This is a genomic window from Sphingobacterium paucimobilis HER1398 (assembly GCF_000416985.1).
In the GTDB taxonomy this organism is placed as follows: domain Bacteria; phylum Bacteroidota; class Bacteroidia; order Sphingobacteriales; family Sphingobacteriaceae; genus Sphingobacterium; species Sphingobacterium paucimobilis.
Map to the genome: position 1 here is coordinate 681,191 of NZ_ATDL01000015.1, position 21,617 is coordinate 702,807.

At 46.0% G+C, this 21,617-nt stretch carries 5 protein-coding genes; 3 read left to right on the plus strand and 2 right to left on the minus strand.

The features are described from left to right. Positions 1–30: 30 nt before the first annotated feature. Genes M472_RS35705 through M472_RS35715 form a run of 3 tightly spaced genes read left to right on the plus strand, consistent with a single transcriptional unit; the run spans position 31 to position 5,732 of the window. The gene (locus tag M472_RS35705; protein WP_021070752.1) at positions 31–1,362 is read left to right on the plus strand and encodes a TolC family protein; all 1,332 of its coding nucleotides are present in this window, start codon (positions 31–33) and stop codon (positions 1,360–1,362) included. A 35-nt stretch (positions 1,363–1,397) separates the two neighbouring features. After that, positions 1,398–2,537 carry an efflux RND transporter periplasmic adaptor subunit gene (locus M472_RS35710; protein WP_021070753.1) on the plus strand — a complete coding sequence of 380 codons (1,140 nt, stop codon included), beginning with the start codon at positions 1,398–1,400 and terminating at the stop codon, positions 2,535–2,537. A 24-nt stretch (positions 2,538–2,561) separates the two neighbouring features. Further along, positions 2,562–5,732: an efflux RND transporter permease subunit gene (locus M472_RS35715; RefSeq protein ID WP_022829370.1), complete on the plus strand. Its 3,171-nt coding sequence runs from the start codon at positions 2,562–2,564 to the stop codon at positions 5,730–5,732. 120 nt (positions 5,733–5,852) lie between these two features. Here M472_RS35715 and M472_RS35720 read toward each other — a convergent pair whose 3' ends face one another. Continuing rightward, the gene (locus tag M472_RS35720) at positions 5,853–20,828 is read right to left on the minus strand and encodes a DUF7507 domain-containing protein (protein ID WP_144062722.1); all 14,976 of its coding nucleotides are present in this window, start codon (positions 20,826–20,828) and stop codon (positions 5,853–5,855) included. Between the two features lie 362 nt (positions 20,829–21,190). Continuing rightward, entirely contained in the window at positions 21,191–21,598 is a 408-nt protein-coding gene (locus M472_RS35725; RefSeq protein ID WP_021070756.1) for a response regulator, read from the minus strand. Between the last annotated feature and the right edge of the window lie 19 nt (positions 21,599–21,617).

Genomic DNA, 21,617 nt, shown 5'->3' on the forward strand with positions numbered 1-21,617 from the left:
ATATGGCAAAAGAGAAAAAATAATACACATATGAATATGAATTATAATTTTAGGAAGATAGTATCTGTTGCCTTTCTAGCTATTGCTGGCTGTGGTATCTCACTCGCGCAGCAATCAGACCTTGGCAGCAATGCAACATTAGACGATTTGATCAATTACGCTTTACGTAATAAGATTGAAATCAAACAAGCACAGATTGACAAGGAAATTGGCGAACGCGAAATTGCATCCGCTCTATCCGGATGGTTTCCACAAATCAATGCCAACGGGAGCATCGCACACTCCATGCAATTGCCGACAACCAACTTCAATGGAACTAACGTCGCTCTAGGACAGCGTAATACCAGTGCTTTGACCTTTCAGGCAGACCAGGCATTGATCAGCCCACAGCTTTTTCAAGCGTCGAAAGCAGCAAAATACGTACGTCAACAAAACAACCTTAACGAAGAGTCTACAAAAATCAATACAGTAGTCGATGTCAGTAAGGCTTATTATGATATATTGACCAGCGAAGAGCAAATTAAGATCATCAACGAGAATATTCTGAGATTAGAGCGCCAACATACCGAAGCTAATGCCCGTTATGAAGTAGGATTAGTAGACAAGACTGATTTTAAAAGAGCGCAGATATCTTTGAACAATGCAAAAGCAGACTTAAAGACCGCTTCCGAAAATCGAAAATACAAATACGATTATATGAAGATGCTACTGGCAATTCCAAACAATCAACCTCTTTCTTTGTCATTTGCCAACCAAAGCATGGAGAGCAGCATTCTTTTGGATACGACAGAGCTACTTCAAATAGCCCATAGAGTAGAATTCAAACAATTGGAAAATTTGAAAGACATCCAGCGCTTAAATACGCAGTACCAAAAATGGAACTACCTTCCAAAAGTAAGTGCCTATGCCAACTATGCTTTAAACTATAGAAATAACAAGTTTTCAGATCTGTACACGGATAACTTCCCGGGATCTAGTATAGGGTTGACTTTATCCCTTCCTATCTTTACAGGGACCAAGAGAATCCAGGAGATCAAAAAATCAGAATTACAGGAAGAACGTATCTCATTGGACCTTCAAAATCTTGAAAACCAAATCAGCACGGAGTACTCTGCTGCAATGGCTGGATATCGCGCTAATATGAACGAATGGCGTAACTCTAAAGATAACATGGAGCTTTCCGAAGAAGTGTATAATACCATCAAGTTACAATACGATGCTGGTGTAAAAACTTATTTAGAACTAATGACTGCGGAGACAGATTTGAAAACCTCACAGCTCAACTACTTAAATTCACTGTATGTCGTATTGTCCAGCAAACTGGATATACAGAAAGCGTTAGGTACAGTGGAAATCAACTAATATAACAACCTTAATAACAGAAAAAATACAACGTCATGAATAGAAATCAATTACTTTCAGCCTTACTTATCGGTTCCGGATTATTATGGCAATCCTGCGGTGGCCCCCAAGACAACAAGCCTAAGGGTGGTGCACCGGGACAACAAGCCGACATGGCAATGCCCGTTTCTACAGCTATCGTTGGTAAAGAAATTGTATCAGGTCTAAAAAGTTACCCAGCTAGTGTTGTTCCTTTACAGGAGACCGAAATCAGAGCTGAAGTAACAGGATATATCACTAATATTTTTGTTGCCGATGGAGCTTTTGTGAGCAAAGGTCAGCGCCTTTACGAAATTGACCGTGTGCGCTATCAAGCTGCTGTCGATCAAGCCAAGGCTAGCTTAGAAATTGCTAAGGCTAACCTAGATCGCGTACAAAAAGATTTACAGCGTTACCAAACCCTAGCGGAGAAAGACGCGATTGCAAAACAAACATTAGATTACGCCACTACGGATGTCAATAATCAACGTGCACAGGTACAAGCTGCTGAAGCCGCTTTGACTACCGCACGTACCAATCTGCAACGTTCGACCATCGTCGCACCATTTTCCGGAAATATCGGGATATCACAGGTCCGTAATGGTGCCTTGGTCAATGCAGGCACTACACTCTTAAATACTGTATCATCGACCAATCCAATTGCGATTGAGTTTCAGATCAATGAAAAAGACATTCCTGAATTCACTAAGCTACAAGCTGGTAGCTCATCCACTCAAATCTATGCATCTATGCCAGATGGTAGCCGCTACGAAGAAAGTGGACGTATAGTTACAATCGACAGAGCAGTAGATAGCCAAACAGGAACCCTGAAAGTCAGAGCATCATTTGCCAATGGTGCAAATGCTTTAAGAGCAGGTATGAACACCACATTGAATGTAGAGAGTACATCTACGCAAGAAGAAATGGTCATCCCTTACAAAGCTGTTTTTGAGCAATTGGGGGTATTCAACGTATACACGGTTAATGACAGCAGCAAAGTTGAACTTAAACAAATTGTTTTGGGTCATAAACTAGCCGACAAAGTTGTCGTAACATCAGGTCTCGAAGTTGGCCAAAAGATAGTAGTAGACGGAGCTACCTCGTTAAGACCAGGGGCCAAAGTTGCCGAGAACAATGCAGAAAATAAACAGAAATAATTGCCAGACGCTAAATAAATAATAATGATATCAGAAGTATTTATTAAAAGGCCAGTTACGGCGATGGTTATATCCATCCTGATCACCATTATAGGGGTGATCGCCGTATCCACATTGCCTATCAGTCAATACCCCTCCATCGCTCCTCCGACCGTTACTGTAACGGCCAACTATACGGGAGCTGATGCTCAGACTGTCGAACAGACCGTTACGACACCTATTGAGAGTCAGATCAACGGTACACCTGGAATGATTTACATGTCTTCCAACAGTACCTCCAATGGACAATCACAGATCACCGTTACCTTTGAAGTAGGTACCGACATTGATATTGCAACACTAGATGTGCAGAACCGTGTGGGCATTGCCGAACCTGCTTTACCCGAAGCCGTTCGTCGTCTGGGAGTTACCACCCGTAAAGCCAATACCGATATCTTGATGTTGGTATCCTTAGTATCGCCAAATGGAACCAGAGATGACAAGTTCCTATCCAACTATGCCAACCTTTATATCAAAGATGCGATTATGCGTGTCAAGGGTGTGGGGGATGTCACCGCATTTGGACAACCTTTCTCCATGCGGGTATGGTTAGACGCCAATAAACTGGCTAACATCAAGATGACACCATCGGATGTCTCTGCGGCGATAGCCGAACAAAACATACGTATACCGGGCGGAAGTGTCGGAGGAAAGCCACAAGAATCCTCTACCGTATTTGAATACCCAGTAATCACAGATTCAGACCTATCTGAAGTTGAAGATTTTGAAAATATCGTTGTTAAAACAAATCAAGATGGTTCTATTGTACTACTGAAAGATGTAGCGCGTGTAGAACTCGGTCAATTCAACTACGGAACATCGACCAAAGTAAATGGCATGGTATCTACCGGTATGATGATCAGTCAGACTCCGGGAGGTAACGCCGTCGAAACAGCAGAAGGTATTTTTTCTTCTTTAGAAAAACTGAAGCAATCCTTTCCTGAAGACGTCGATTATGTAATCGGTTATGAAACCGTATCAGTCGTTAATGCGTCCATCGAATCCGTAATACACACGCTCGTAGAGGCACTATTGTTGGTAACATTGGTTGTTTTCTTCTTCCTTCAGAGTTGGAGAGCAACATTGATCCCGGTACTTGCCATCCCAGTGTCTATCGTAGGAACATTTATATTTTTCTTGATGTTCGGATTCTCGATCAACAACCTTACCATGCTTGCCTTTGTATTGGCTATTGGTATCGTTGTGGATGATGCCATCGTCGTTGTAGAAGCTGTACAGCATTATATTGACCACTATAAAATGAGTGCAAAGGAAGCGACCATGCGTGCCATGAAAGACATCACCGCTCCTGTAATCGCTATTGCCTTGATTTTGGCAGCAGTATTCGTTCCGGTTGGGTTTATTCCAGGTATGGTGGGTAAATTGTACCAACAGTTTGCGATTACAATTGCTGTATCTGTTATGCTTTCTGCATTTATCGCTTTGACATTGACACCGGCATTATGTTCGATCATGTTGAAGCCGACAGCTGTCACCAAAGACTCCAAAGGGCTCAACAAGTTCTTTTACAAATTCAACGTGTGGTTTGAAAAAGTCACATATTCCTACTCCAAAGGTGTCAAAAAAGCAATCAAGGCTACCCCTTTAATGCTTATCGTATTGCTGTGTATTTTTGTCGGCACCGGCTGGATGTTTACAAAGAAACCAACAGGATTCATCCCATCTGAAGATGGCGGTATGTTCTTTGCAGGTGTCACCCTACCTGAAGGTGCATCTTCAGCGCGGACCGATGCTATCCTTGAAGAGCTAGAAGAAGAGTTCCGTAAAGATTTTCCAGAGATCAAATATGTAACCTCAATTTCAGGTATTAACATCTTGAACCGTGCCTTCAAGCCGAATGGTGCTACATTATTTGTTTCGTTGAAACCTTGGAAAGACCGTAAGCGCACAGCAAACGACATCACTGGTGCTATCATGAAGAAATACAGCCAATACGATAAAGCTCGAGTTTTGGCTGTTACTCCACCAGCGATTCCTGGTTTAGGAGCCTCAGGAGGTTTCTCTTTGCAGATACAAGATTTACAGACAGTAGATATCAAGCAGTTTGAAGCCACCGTAGGCAAGTTCCTAATGGCCGCCAACCAGCGTCCTGAAATCGGCATGGCCTACACCCTCTTTAACTCCAACTCTCCAAACTACAAGCTAGAAGTGAACAGAGAGCAAGCCAAACGCATGGGCGTTCCAATTGCCAGTATATACTCGACCATTTCTGCCTACCTCGGTAGCAGTTATGTCAATGACTTTACAAAATATGGTCGTAACTTCCGTGTAGTTACCCAAGCGGACGTAGGTTATCGTATGGCGATTGAAGATATTAATAAACTCTACGTTAATAACATAAAAGGACAACCCGTACCTATGGGAGCACTGGTCAGCTATGAATTAGTTACCATGCCATCACTCATTAATCACTATAACATATTCAGAGCGATTGATATCTCCGGTGGTGCCGCACCTGGGTACAGTTCGGGCGACGTGATCAAAGCACTAGAAGAGGTAGCTGCACAGACCTTGCCAGCTGGCTATGATTATCAATTCTCCGGACTGACGTTACAAGAAAAACAATCGGGTTCAAAAACCATACAGATTTTTGCATTGTGTATCTTATTTGTATTCTTACTTTTGGCTTCTTTATACGAGAGTTGGTCGGTTCCATTTTCTATCCTACTTTCTGTTCCATTAGGCGTATTTGGTGCGATATTAACGTTGATGTTCATTCCACAACTCGACAATAATATCTTTGCTCAGATCGGTTTGGTCACCATTATTGGTCTAGCCGCCAAAAACGCAATTCTGATCGTAGAGTTTGCCAAAGAACGTGTAGACATCGGTATGAATCTCATTGAAGCGACATTAGATGCTGTCAAGCTCCGTCTACGTCCCATCATCATGACATCACTAGCCTTTATCTTAGGTATTATCCCATTGATGCTGTCCACAGGTGCTGGTGCTGTATCTCGTCAGACTATCGGATGGACCGTATTTGGAGGGATGACCGCAGCGACATTCTTGGCCATCTTTATCGTTCCTGTGCTATTTGTCGTTATTACAAGATTAGCTTATGGAAAGAAAAAATTAGCGGAATTGGAAGCTAGTTTTGACGAAGAAAAGAAAAAACAACTGAGTGCACATTAATACGCGATCATATATTCAATAATAACAAAGACCGGTACAAACTAGAGTGCCCCCAAAAAGTAAGATTCTTTTTGGGGGCATTTGCATAAAAAATAAATGCTCTATACCGATCGACAAAGATTATTCCCGCTTTATAAGAATGTGCCCCTTATGTAGTTCTTCATTAATTCCATGTTTTAAACGTAAGATATAGTAATAAGTTCCCTCATTCAATCCAGCACCGGTCCATGTATTCCTATAATTATCATCTCTGAACACTTCATTGCCCCAGCGGTTCACTATGGTTAATTTGACCTCATCATAGGCTTCGGCACCCACGATTACAAAGCTTTCATTTTTCTCATCACCATTTGGCGTTATAACATTCGGAATCATAAGATTTTTAGCTTTCACCGTAATTGTCACAAGTGCTTCCGAGCAATTTGTAGGATTTAATACTTCACATATCTGATAAGGCAGGTGATAAACCCCAGGCTTAGTGCCTATGTCTATTGTTACTGTTCCGTCCACATTCATATATATTCCTAGCCCGTCAGCCATACCTGGCTTTAATACAATCTGTGTTACATCAATAGGATTATCCGCCAGACGATCGTTTTCCAGAACCGATACTGTTGTTACTCGATCTTTATACGAATACATTGTTTCAACATTATCAGCTTCCGCGTTTATCGCTGTCAGTGGCACTACGATTGTCACCGTCCCTGTTGAAGTATTTGCTGGGTTCAACTTATCTATTATAGTATATGTAATCTTATAAGTTCCGGCAGGAGTCATTGGTGGCACAGAAACATTACCTGTCGCAGCATCCAGCACAGGCACATTATTGTTTACCGCACCAGTTATAGGGTTAGCCGCTGCATCCACGCGGATAGTCACAGCTGCAAGCGTAGCCGGCATTCCGTTGTATATATCCGCACCTGCTCCAGTCAGCACATTCCCCACATCAGGCGATCCCTCACGGCCATCCACCGTATACTTATCATCGTTAGCCTTAATGACTGGCGCGGCCAGTACGATCGTCGCCGTACCTGTAGCACAGGTTGTCGGATTCAGCAGCGCACATATCTCGTAGGTGTAGGTATACGTACCAGAGGCCATTCCAGATGCTACCGTTATCGTACCGTCCGGGTTCATCAGAATACCACTTACCACATTACCCCCTGCATCCTTCACACTACCAGGCGTCAGCTGTACATCCGCCGGAGCTAGTACAGCACCATTCAACAAGTCATTAGCCAGTACAGAAGTAGTTTTTCCACCATCCACACCATTGATAGGACCGAAAGAATCACTAATAGCCTGTATTTTAGAAGGCTCAACCACTACCATCACCTTAGCGCTCGAAGTATTTTCTGGGTTCAACTTATCTATTATCGTATACGTAATCGTATACGTACCTGCAGGCGTCATCGCTGGTATAGATACATTACCCGTCGCAGCATCCAGCACAGGTACATTATTGTTCACCGCACCAGTTATAGGTGTAGCAACCGCATCCACACGGATCGTAACAGCTGTAAGCGTAGCCTGCGTACCATTATACGTATCCGCACCTGTACCAGTCAACACATTCCCAACAGAAGTAGCCCCGACACGACCATCTGCAGTATACTTATCATCGTTAGCTTTGATACCTGGTGCAGTCACTACAATCGTCGCCGTACCTGTAGCACAGGTTGTCGGATTCAGCAGCTCGCATATTTCATAGGTGTAGGTATACGTACCAGAGGCCATTCCAGATGCGACCGTTATCGTACCGTCAGGGTTCATCAGAATACCACTTACTACATTACCCCCTGCATCCTTCACACTACCTGGCGTCAGCCGTACATCCGCTGGAGCTAGTACTACACCATTCAACAAGTCATTAGCCAGTACAGAAGTAGTTTTTCCACCATTCACACCATTGATAGGACCGAAAGAATCCGCTACCGCTGTGATCGACATACCAGCTACCTGTACAATCACGTTTGCTGTCGACGTATTACCCGCATTTATTCGATCTATTATCGTATATGTAATCGTATACGTACCTGCAGGAGTCATCGCCGGTACAGATACCTTGCCCGTCGCAGCATCCAGCACAGGCACATTATTGTTCACCGCACCAGCTATAGGTGTAGCCGCTGCATCCACACGGATTGTAACTTCTGCAACTGTAGCCTGCTTACCATTATATGTATCTACCCCCGAACCGGTCAATACATTGCCCACATCAGGTGCCCCCGCACGACCATCCGCTATATAATTATCATTATTAGCCTGGATACCCGGCGCGGCCAGTACTATTGTCGCCATCCCTGTAGTACAGTTTGTCGGGTTCAGCAACTCGCATATCTCATAGGTGTAGGTATAGGTTCCGGCAGTTGTCCCTGCTGCTACCGTTATTGTACCATCTGTATTCATCCCGATGCCTGTCACCGTATTACCTCCAGCATCCTTCACACTACCCGGTGTGAGGTTAACCTCTGCAAGCAACGGCGTTTTACCGTTCAACAAGTCATTAGCCAGTACAGAAGTAGTTTTCCCGCCATCTACACCATTTATAGGCCCAAATGAATCATTTACAGCTTGTATTTTAGCAGGTTCAACTACTATCGTCACCTTAGCTGTCGAAGTATTTGTTGGGTTCACCTTATCTATTATCGTATACGTGATCGTATATGTTCCAGCAGGCGTCATCGGTGGTACAGACACATTTCCTGTAGCAGCGCCTAGTAATGGGACATTTCTATTTAGGCCTGGATTAACTGGTAGCGCTTCAGCATCCACCCGCACCCGCACTTCATTCCCTGTAGCAATAGAGCCATTATACCAATCATCCCCTTGTCCACTCAGCACATTACCCAATTCAACTGAACCGGTACGGCCATTTACTACGGTGTAATTATCATCTGTAGCCAAGATAGTAGGAGCAATCACTTCCACCGTCGCCGTTCCAACGGCGGTATTGGATGGATTTAGTAACTCATTTATCGTATAGCTGTACGTATAAATACCAGCAGGGGTACCCGATGCTACCGTGATTGTACCATCAGCATTCATCACGATACCGCTTACCGTATTACCTGCAGCATTATTCACTGTACCAGGGGTCAATCTTATCGCTGTATTCTCAACGATCGCACCGTTCAATAAATCATTGGCCAATACTGACCCGGTAGTAGCTCCGTTCACCCCATTGATTGGCCCATAGGTATCAGCAATAGCCTGAATATGTGGTGTAGGTACCGAAACATAGACATAAGCTGTTGAACTATTACCTGGATTCAAGCGGTCTACAATAGTATACATTATCGTATACTCACCCGCAGGTGTCATAGGTGGTACAGACACATTTCCAGTCGCCACATCCAGCACAGGTACATTATTATTCACCGCGCCCGTTACCGGTTGGGCTACCATATCTACCTTCAGCCTTACCTCATTCAGCGTCGCAGGGGCACCATTAAAACTATCCTCTCCCGATCCAGTCAGCACATTTCCCAGGGTGGTATTACCGACATACCCATCTGCTACATAGGCATCATTAGTAGCTTTAATAATAGGCGCAGCAACATTTACAGTTGCTATTCCCGTCGAGCAGTTCGCTGGATTCAATACCTCACATATTGTATAATCATACTTATATATACCAGAAGGCACTGCCGCATCGACCACGATTGTACCATCTAGTTGCATGACAATCCCTGTTACGATTCCTCCATTCTCATATCTTACCGAGCCGATATTCAGTTTTACATCTGCTGGATTTAGATCTACCCCATTCAATTTATCATTTTGCAACACAGATGCCGTAGTTCCACCCGTTATACCACTAATTGGTCCAAAGTTATCTGCTTGCGCCAATATCGCTGGATACGGTATACTTACCGTAACCAGGGCAGTCGAAGTATTCGTAGTTGGGTTTAATCTATCCACAATCGTATACCGAATCGTATACGTACCTGCAGGTGTCAACGGACGCACCGATACATTACCCGTGACCGCATCCAGTACCGGCACATTATTATTTATCGCGCCCAGCATTGGCGTAGCCACCTCGTCTATTTGTATAGACACCTCGGTTAATGTAGCCGCAGTACCATTATACGTATCCATTCCCGTTCCCGACAATATGTTGCCCAACAGTACACTGCCCACACGACCATCTGCTATGTAATTATCATTATTCGCCTTTATCCCTGGTCCGGCGACAACAATAATAGCCTTGGCCGTAGCACTGTTCAATGGGTTAAGACGTTCATTAATACGGTACTCATAACTGTATACACCTGCTTGCATTCCTGCAGATACGGTTATGGTTCCATTCGCATTCATGATCATCCCCGTCACGATATCACCTGCAGCATTTCTTAATTCTCCTGGGGTCAATACAATATCGCTCGCATTCAAGATCACATCGTTCAATTTGTCATTGGCCAACACAGATGCCGTCGTCCCCCCATTCGCGCCATTAATAGGTCCATAGCTATCATCTACAGCCTCTATCGCTAGCCAAGGCAATACGGCAATGGTACAGTCTGGACACATTGGATCGATAGGATCTTCAGGTTGTACTGGATTTCCAGATTTGGAAGAAGTGCTAACCTCACGATACTGTGGATCTTTTCCTATAGCATTAGCGATATTAGCCACATATCCTTTTTGCATATCGGCAGTCGTTACCGTATGTTGCACCACGAATGTTCTTTCTTCACCGACCGATAAGCTAGGTATGGTTGCCACATTTTTGACATCCGCATTTTCGTCCCTTAACTGTACATCGTGCAAGGTTACATTTCCTACATTTTTGACACGAATACTAAATTCCAACTTATCGCCTACGTAAAGCGCCCCTGGCTTTTTATTATAGGTTTTCACTACCGAAATCATAGGTTTCGAATCCAGCACCATTACTGTCTCATCATCCTCAACCACGGTAAGCGGATTATCCGAAACCTGGTCAGGTATATTAGTACCATCAGGTTTTTTACCTTTCGCTATAGCTTGATTCAATACTACTCCTGCATCCAGTTCAGCCTGTGTAAGTATATGATTAGCCACGATCACTTTAGACGCTCCAGGCAGCAATGTCCCTACAGTACCGTCATTATTAGGGAATGTAGCATTCGCATCCGTTACCACGATGTCTTTCAGCGTGACATTCCCCGCGTTAAACACCAATATTTCATACCTTATGATATCGCCCACAGCAGCCAACCTATTCGTTGATACCACAGCCTTTTGTATAACAAGCGAAGGCGTAGCTGTCATTTCTACTAGGGTAGGATCATTCGGCACAGGCGTATTAGGATCATCTGACGGCACGACCGGCAGCGGTTTGTCGTCCGGACCTTTAGCTGTCCCTGTCACCTGATTACTCACCCTTCCAGCATCCAGATCTTCTTGGGTCACCACATGTTCTACTAAAGCGGTATAAGACGCCCCTGTCGGCAGCGTAGCAATAGTAGCATCATGATTAGGAAATACCCCATTCGCATCTGTCAATACTATATTTTTCAATGTTACATTACCTACATTACGCACAGTGATCTCGTACGATATCACATCACCTACAAATTCGTAAGGACCAGTGCTCACCGTCCGCTTCTGCAATGTAAAAGCAGGGTTCATCACACCAGTCACTACAGTCGGATCGTGCAGTTGAGTTGTAATAGAATCATCCGAAGGAATCCGGTTCAGCAGATTACCAGACGGTGTAATTGCCGTACCAAAGACCTGATTGGTTACTTTTCCAGCATCTAAGTCTTCCTGTGTTACCACGTGCTGCACCTTTCTTATCACTGTAGCACCTGGCGACAGCTGCGCTATTGTAGCATCATTATTCGGGAACACACCATTATCATCCGTCAATACGATATCGCTTAGCGTTACATTACCATCATTCATTACCTCTACGTCGTACGTGACCAATTGGCCAACTGTCGTAAATGGAGACGTAGTGGTACTTTTTTTCAAAATGCGCAGCGAAGGCTTATGCAGCAATTCGCTTACCGTTGGGTCATTCGGCACATCCACCGTGTTCGGATTATCCGACGCAATAGGTGGCATAGGCTCATCGTTTGGCAATTTGGCCGTCACAAAAGCCTGGTTAGAAAGCATTCCTGCATCCACATCTGCCTGTGTTATCAGCTGCTCCACGACCACCGCTCGTTTGTCCCCCGGATCCAGCGTGCCCAGCAAAGCATCATTATTTGGAAATACCGCATTCGGATCCAGCACCGTCACTATTCGCAACGTCACATTGCCCGTATTCTCCACCATGACCGTATATTTCATCTTCTCGCCTACCTGAGTTTTCGCTTCAGTTACTACCTTTTTCACGATCAGTTGCGGGATCTGCGTCAATCCGGTCGACGTAGGGTCATCTTGTTCTTGCGTTGTTGGATCTTCAGACTGGACCGTAATCGGATTTCCATCCGGCTTATTTCCAGAGGCCAGCGCACGGTTATCCACCCTATCATTATTCAAATCAGCCTGAGTCAACTCATGCTGCGCCCTTATTGTCTTCGATTCACCCGGAGCCAATGTTCCTATAACAGCATCATTATCCGGGAATACCGCATTAGCATCTGTTAGCACAATATTAGTCAGGGTCATGTTTCCGGTATTCCTGACCTGTATTGCATAGGCTATCCACTTTCCTACCGCATCATATGGTCCCTCACTTGTTATCCATTTCAGTACCATCATCTTTGGATTTGCCTGCAAAAGAACCCTTGTTACATCCCCAGGTTCAGGCGTATCCGGATTGTCTGACAGTAATGGGGCGATAGGCGTTCCCTGCGGTGTTTTTGCTGTGATTCTCGCCTGGTTATCTACATATCCCGCATCCAGCTCTGCCTGTGTCAACAGATGTTGTACCTGCACCACCTTGCTCTGCCCCACATCCAGCGTACCTATTGCTGCATCATTATTGATAAATGTTGCATTTACATCGGTCAACAAAACATCGGTAAGCTTAATGTTTCCCGTATTTTTGACAGTCAAGCTGTAACGTACCACATCACCGACTTTTCCATAGGTCTCTGTACCCACAACAGACTTCGTAAAAGATAGCTGAGGATTTTGGTCTACCCCAATATCCGTCGGGTCATTTGGGATCGGCGTGGTGGGATCATCCGACAACAATGGAGTCAGTGACTGCCCTTGTGGCGTTTTTCCACTTACGGTCGCCTGGTTACTTACTTTACCCAGATTCAAGTCTTCCTGTGTGAGCGTATGTTCCACCCGTACAGTTTTTAGCTCACCCGGCGCCAGTACCCCTATTACCGCGTCATTATTAGGGAATACCGCCGTCACATCCTTTAAAGCAACGGAATTCAACGTTACATTGCCAACGTTACGCAGGTCCAGATCATATAAAATTTTATCTCCTAAACGAGCATATGGACCTTCCGATACTACTTTTTTCGTCAGATTCCACGCTGGATTTTGTTTTACGGCAGTCACAGTCGGATCATCAGGCTGCAATGTAGCCGGATTATCAGAAGGCTTCAGCGGCAATTCCTGTCCTTTTGGATTTTTTGCTTTTACCAAGGCCTGATTGGCCACACGTCCCGTATCCAGATCGACCTGTGTCAGGGCGTGCTGCACACGCACCTTCTTACGGGCACCAACTTCCAGCACAGGGATTAGCGTATCATTATCAGGGAATATAGCATTTTCATCCGACAGCACGACATCCGTTAAGCGTACATTTCCAGAATTGACGACCTCCAGATCATACACAATCCAATCGCCCACTTGCTCATAAGGCCCCGTACTTACTATCTCCTTCAAAAATGTGATCGCAGGTAATTGCTGCAGAACAGTTACCGTTGGGTCATCAGGTTGCACCGTCAACGGATTGTCCGAAAGGACGGGCGGCAATTCAGTTCCATCCGGGTCTTTAGCCCGGCCAGAAGCCTGGTTTGAGATCAAGCCTGCATTTAAATCCTCTTGCGTTATAGCATGCTGCACCCGCAGTGTACGGGCCTCTCCTGGATTCAACAATGCAATCGTAGCATCACCGTTTGGAAATATCGCATTTAGGTCCGTAACCCGAATATCCGTCAGGGTGACATTGCCCGTATTCGTCACCACAATATCGTAGTTCAACATCTGCCCCACGCTATTGTACGGTGCTTCGTTTACCAATGTTTTCAATAGGCTTAGGGCCGGTTGCCTTGCAAAACTTACTTCTGTTGGCAAGTCATTATCCGTCGCTGTACCCGATATATCCGTTACATCATTCCCCAGCGGTGGCTTTGCCGTTACTACCGCTGTATTCGCAATCAAACCTGTATTTTTTTCCTGCTGTGTAATTGTATAATCTACTACTGCCGTAGCTGTTTCTCCAGGAGCTAAACTGGCAGGAGAAAGCACGATATTTGCAATCTTTGGATCATTTATAAGCACATTGTCCAATTGGACGTTGCCTGTATTTTTCACCGTAAATGTATAGGTTACCTTATTTTGATCTGGGGCGACAGTTCCTGTCTTCACCAGTGTCAATGCCGGCGCGTGTACAAAAGTAGTCACCATATTAGAAGACACCGGGTCCATACCGGGCTCTGCCACCTGTGCCTGGTTGAGCAGATTACTTTGTACGTATGCAGCCACGGTTGCCTGTACAGTCACCACAATACTATGTGGACTTCCTGCCGGAATATCACCTGTCAAAGCTAGACTATTACCCTGTCCAGTGCCTCCTGTCAGCAATTGCGCAGCGCCAGAAGTAACAGCCGTCCAAGAGACATTTATCAACTTTGCATCCAGCACATCACTCACCTGTATATTCTTTGCTGTACTAGGCCCCGCATTCGTTATTTTTATTTCATACGTGATAGGCTGCCCCGCTCTAACCCTATCAGGACCTGTCTTTTGAATCTGCAGGTTAGGCTTGCGCTGTACCGTAGTCACGATTTCAGGCGAGGCTATTGGAGGCGTATTACCGTACTCCACAGAAGCTTTATTAATCAGTTGCCCATCAAAATCAGTATTCACTGTACCCGATACCAACAACTCAATTCCATTCGGGCTACCCTTTTGAATCTTTGCACCTACCAAGACCTCATTCCCCGTCCCTGTGGCTCCCGACAGCACCGTTGCACTCCCCATACCACTAGCCGTCCAGCTCACAGCTGTTATATTTGCCGGTACCATATCCCGCAGGGTTACCAGCTCTGCATCCGATGGTCCATCATTAAATACCGTAATACGATAAGTTATACGCTCTCCGGCGATTACCGTTGCCGGTCCTGTTTTATCAATTCTTAAATTCACTTGTTTGTCCACTACGGTCGTTACCCTCGAGGTATTATTCGCTAAGTTATAATCCGTTACCTCTGTACCTGTCATATCCAGTGTAGCTGTATTTGATATTGATAGCGGCAATGTCACATCATCCGGGACTGTAGCAAACACATCCAGCACAATCACATCCTCGCTCCCCACAGCAATGTCGGCAGATACCGATATTTGAGCACCTGTACCTGATGTTGCCCCTAGCACCTTCGTTTGGGCAGTTCCTTCAGCCCTTATCCTCCAGCTTACGTTTTGCAGTATTGCCGGAACTACATCCACAACCTTAACCCCCTGCACATCTACCGGACCTCTGTTCCTTACCGTAATCGTATAGTGAATATCTTCACCTGCGTTTATCGTATGTGGACCGTTTTTAATAACCTGTAGATCGGCAGATTTATTGACGGAAGTAGTCACCGAGCTCGTTTTATTGCCCCCCGCCGTTACGGTAGCAGTATTGGTTATGGTAGCCGCCGCAGTCGTCTTCACTATGCCATTTATCGTTATACGAATCCCATTTTGCGCACCCGCCGGTATATTCACCGTTGCAGCCACAGCATTACCCGAGCCGGAGGTTACATTAGAACTCGCAGTACCCATAGGCTCTACCGTCCAGCTATTTACGATCACATCGGTCGGAACATCATCCTTTATTTCCGCCGCCACAATATTGCCCGTACCTCTGTTCATCACTTCGATGGTGTACGTTATATTTCCACCCGCATCTACCGTCGCAGGTCCCGATTTAGACACCGTTATTACCGGGTCATTATCAATACTCGACACAATGGTAGACTGGTTGTTATTTAGGTTTGGATCCATCACCCCTGCTGGCACAGAAACAGTGGCCGTGTTAGATAAAGTAACACCATTCAGCAGTGCTGGGTCTACTTCAGCGTCTATTTCGACCAACAATCGTCCGGTTTCTCCGGGTATATCCGCCAGAAAATCGACATTTCCGGTCTGCGGTCCCGAAATCGCCGTTACTGCTCCGCCCATTGGTATTACTGTCCAGGAGGCGTAAAGCAGTCCAGCAGGTAGCGGATCTTGAATCCGTACACCCATTGCTGTCGATGGGCCATCATTTCTAATCTCTAAGGTATAGCGAATACTTTTACCAGCTTCAGCATGTGCCGGTCCGGATTTCACCATCAGCAGATCGGCTACCCTACTTATTTCGGTACTCACGGTACTCGTCGGCGGTGTTACCACGGTGGTACCTGTGGGCACCGTTACCGTAGCGGTATTGTTAATCTGCGTCCCTTGGTAAGCCGGATCAATCCGACCCTCCACCGTAATAATGGCTTCATCGCCCACCTTCATATCCGCCTGAATATTTATCGCACCTGTCCCAGCCAGCGCACTCAAAGATGTCGTCCCTCGAGGAACAGCCGTCCAGGTAACATTTGTAATTCCAGCCGGTATCGCATCTACAATCGCTATCCCCATAGCATCACTAGGTCCCATATTTTTCACGTCGATCACGTAGCGTATAGGAGTACCTGCTACTGCATTTACCGGCCCACTTTTATTGATCCGGATATCTACCATCTTCGTGATCAGCGTAGATACGGTATTAGAGGTCACAGCTGGGTTACCAGGCTCCGAAGGAGTCACTTTAGCCTCATTAACGATGGAGCCAACAAAATCCGGTTTCACCTTCGCTTTGATTGTTACCCTGATCTCATTAGCTGCCCCTGCTGGCAAATTAGCCGTTAGCAATAGATTGTTGCCCGTGCCGGTAGCACCTGTCAATATCTCTCCGCCTACCGTCGTAGCCTCCCAGGATACGTTCGTTAGCTGTGTTGACAACAGATCCGTCACCGCCAAATTACGGGCATCGCTTGGTCCCGTATTCTTAACTAAGATCGTATATGCTATATCTGTACCCGCATCCGCATCGACAAGACCTGTTTTCAATATCGAAAGTCCCGATTTATTAAGCACTTGCGTACTCACCTCGTTCGACGTTACCGCAGCAAATCCGGCATCCGCAGGCGTTGCCTTAGCCGAGTTTCGTATTTCCACTGGCAGCTGGTTAGACAAGGTCGCTCCTTGTATCGTCAACGTCACTTTATTCTCTTCCCCGACCTGCATATTTGCTATGGTCTGCAAGGTATTACCGCTGCCCGATGTAGCTGTTAGCGTTGATGCCCCCGAAGCCACCGCCGTCCAGGTTACATTTTTAAGTTCTTGCTGCAACACATCCGTAATAGCCACATTTGGTACTACCGAAGGGCCCCTATTGATTACCGTCACGGTGTAACTTAGCGGCTCTCCGGCATTTATGCTCGTTGCCGAAACCGCCTTCACCAGCTCCAATACCCCATTTTTGGTATAGGTCACGGTCATCTCGTCCACTGCAGGGTTACAAGAGCCATTACTGATGGTCCACTGAAGCGTTGTCGAGCTGTTTTGGGGAATCGTAATTGTAGTCGTCGGATTTGTAGGATTCGTGATGGTCGCTGTTCCCGAAACCACGGCCCACATTCCTGTACCCACTATCGGTGTATTCCCCCTCATCGTAAAGGTTCCTGAGTTGTACTGCACAAGATCAGGGCCGGCATCCGCAGGCGTAGGCAATGGTGTCACCTGTACCCTATGCACTGTAGAGTAGCGCGTACCACAGGTACCACTCTGCACCAATGCACGTATATAAGTAGTCTGCGTTAATACCGGTAATTGATAACTGGCCATATTCTGAGAACCAGGCAAGATTGTCCATGTGTTCTGGTCTGTAGAGGATTCCCACTGAAGTACACTTCCTACCTGTCCCGTTAGGTTGATGGCAGCCGGCAACTGCTCCGCACATATGGTCTGGTTGGCCGATAGCGCGCCCCCTACTGTAGCCGGGCTTTCCATCAAAATAACCGACCCCGATGCGTTTCCGAAACAGCCAGAAGCATCCTTCACCGTCTTGATGGAGTATACACCTACCTTCGTATTTGTTATTACATAAGGGCTCGTCTGTATATTGGCCACCTGCACCTCCAAACCAGTTTGATCGAGGTACGTGATGGTCCATGGTTTAGTTCCGGTTAGTACTACCTCCAATGCGGGCAATGTTGTGCCGGCACATACCGTGCTGGCCGCGTTATTTTGTGTCCGCAATACGGCGGTCGGTAACACCGAGTTATTGGTTAGCGTTACATCTGCAAATCGGGTACAGCTTCCGTTGGTTATGGTCCATCTTGCCGTCACGGTCTGTCCACTAGCCACACCGGTTATTGCGGTGTTATACTGCGCGGGATTGACAATTACCGCGTTACCGTATGCACTGACAAAGCTCCATTGTCCCGTACCTATCGTAGGCTGGTTACCTGCCATATAAAATGTACCATTGTTACATGCCGACGGTGCACTAGCCGTAGCCGTAGCCGCCGTTGGTGTAGCATACAGAAGTGCTGTAGCATTGGCCCCCGAATTTATTTCCCTTGCTGTATTTGACCAGCTACTCTGCGTCGCACTTGCAGCAGGTCTGACCCCTATATTTATTGCTGGCGCTGTCTGCCCCGCTGCGAGCAGCGTATTCAGCGTAAAGCGGTAGGTGCGCCCGGTTACCAACAAGGTCCAACCGGTATTAGACGTGGATACCACATCCAGCCCATTAGGCATCACATCCTCTATTACAATAGGGAGCGCTGCTGTACTTTCATTTTTTACACTTATGGTAAATATATTTGTTGTTCCGTTTACGCAAGGTTGATCAATAGATTTGGTCACCACGATCTGCGGAGCGATAACGATTACATCCTCATCCGTTTTTGCCGGATTATAATTGGCGCCCAATACGGTTTCTCCTGTCGCTCCATTTTCACCTTGGTAGGTTGTATTTGCTCCAGGTAAGGCATTCTGCGCCGGCGTTATTACCCGGTTGGGGTCGCTCGCATTCCGTTGCGGATCCAGATAGGTCACGAATGCCGAATTACTGTAGGTCCCAGGTGGCGTGGATGAAGCGATAGCCACCAACATCTGTATGGTTACCGATGTATTTCCAGGTAGGTTTATGGGACCAAACTGCGGTTTATTCGCCGTGCCTGTATTCGCCAATGCATTTGTTACGGTCGGCTCTGTGGAGTATACCGCAGTTGCCGATACAAAGGTAAAACCTGCCGGCAAGTGATCGTGTACCTTCAGTCCTTCGGCACCTCCACCAGTATTAGTCACTGTAATGGTATAGGAAGTGGTCGATCCTGCAGGTATCGGCACCAGTGTATTCAGTCTCGATTTATCAATTTTCAATAACGGCAAACAAGTAGAAGATATCCCTTGCAATTCGGGCGGCAGCTCCGACAGGGTAAACGAGCGTACTACACCCGATCCGCTTCCTGCAGTAGCACCATAGGCCGTTCCTGCACCATTATTCGTACGGCCATTCTTTCCGGGAGCTGCATTGGCTGTTACCCTGCCATTTACCAGGCGATAATATACCACGCCACCACCGCCACCACCACCGGGACCATGATCGGTCGTGGTATACGAGTTACCTCCATTTCCACCTTGTGCCGATATGGTTAGATTAGCCGCGGGGCTTGGTAGGTTCACATTTATAAAAATACTTCCGCCGGCACCACCACCACCAGCACCATCGGCAGCCGAACCCAAACCACCGGCTTCTCCACGCCCACCATTAGCAAAAATCTGTCCTGTACCTACAATCTTGCCTGCGGTCAGGATCACGATCCCGCCACCGACACCACCTTTCACTCCATTCGTAGCATTATTTGCATCTCCGGCACCGCCACCGCCGCCCAAATAAAGACGGCTAAACGAACTTACAATTGCTGCTCCAGGACGTCCGCCTGTATTCTGGTTATTTCCACTACCACTATTCCAGCCGTATCCGCCGCTACCACCGGCCGTTCCATTACCACCGCCGCCACCACCAGCGTTGTGCACATTACCACCACCACCGGCATTACCAGGTGCCCCACGTCCGTAGTCACCATTCGGATACCCTACCCAGGTGGCACCATTATCAACTTCATTATAGCCGTCCCACATAAAGCGTGGCGTCCCTGCTATCCCCTCCCCTTTGGTAGAGGCCCTAGCCGCTTCGGTAGTACGGTACCCCTCATACTGCGTATTGGATATGTTACGTGGATACAAATACCCCCCTCTAAATCCGGTCATACTCGCATCGATTGTTTTCCCATTCATATCCAGGGTACCGGCTACATCGATCGCAATTAAACCACCAGCATTACCATTCCATGGAATAGTCTTGATATCATTTGTCAGTGTCACATTAGAAAATTGCATCAAGCGCACTACCTGATAACGTCTTACCCCTCTGGTCGCTGTGGGGTTAGAATTGGTATAGCTATTTATCAACCCTCCTGTAGGCCCTGCTCCCTTAAAGCGTAAGGTACCACCAGCAGTGGTTACATCATTTAATGCTACCACATACTCATACTGTCCCGCAGTTACATTACCACTAGTTCCAGAGCCATTGTTGGCAGCAATCCCCGAGCCATATACGCTCGTATTTTCACTATTCATATCGGCTCCCTGCATCTGGATGATCAGCAAAAGATTTCCCTTCGTGATCTGTGTTGTACCAAAGGTAAAGGTAGCTCCACCCACGTTGAAAGCCGACGGCACAGCCCCCAGCTCTACGGTATTCGAACCGGCACTAAGTGTGCTTTCACCTGTTTTAGAAGGGTAAAAAGTATTAGCACTTGTGGTCAGGCTCTGGGCACCATCGGCACCGGGTGTAGCACAGACCGGTACATTTTGCGCATGCGTACGTACGGTCAATAAAAGACAAAGGAACAACCAGGTTAATAGTAATTGCTTCATAATGTTTCGTTATCTATATGGGTTCAGTTTTTTTATATTGTGCTGAAGCTCCTTATAGTGGCTTTTTCTAAGCCATTCATGGATAAATGATATTCGTTTCAATATACAAACAAATCACTAGAAAAAATGATTTTAAAAAAAACTTCAAAATGAGCGTAAGATAGATTTTAAAGTTGACAATGAACTAAATGAAAGGATGAAAGTTAACAAGCACTTGCAAACGCATAATCGCATCTAAGAACTCCGTGATGCTAGATCATTATAGCTTACTTTTTCAACACTTTTTTGTGGAATGTTTGTGGTTCCTCTTTAAGTTATCCCGGCACCTCATTCATCCGGGATAACTCTTTCTAGTTGCGATACTAAACCCTAAGCTGTTTTTCGTTGGGCGATGTGGGGCCATTTTCAATACTCGCATATGCTGTTACTACTTCTTCAAAGGTGCAAAGGTCAAATGGCTTTGCTATATACGCATCAGCGCCCGCTTCTGCTGCAATTCGTTGGATTTCACAATTGGCAGATATGTATATCACGGGTATCCACTTTGTGAGCGGATGGTTTTTGAGTTGCTGGGTGGCTTTTACTCCGCCAACGTCCGGAATCCAATTGTCCATCAATATAACGTCTGGTTTGATTTTAACCACTTTTTCTACTATGTCTTGAACGCTGTCCGAGACGAAGCTTGCAAACCCACCATCTTCTAATACCAATGAACAGATATCCAAAATCTGATTATCGTCGTCAAATATGAAAATTTTTTTTTGTAACACGCTTTACCCTATTTTTTAA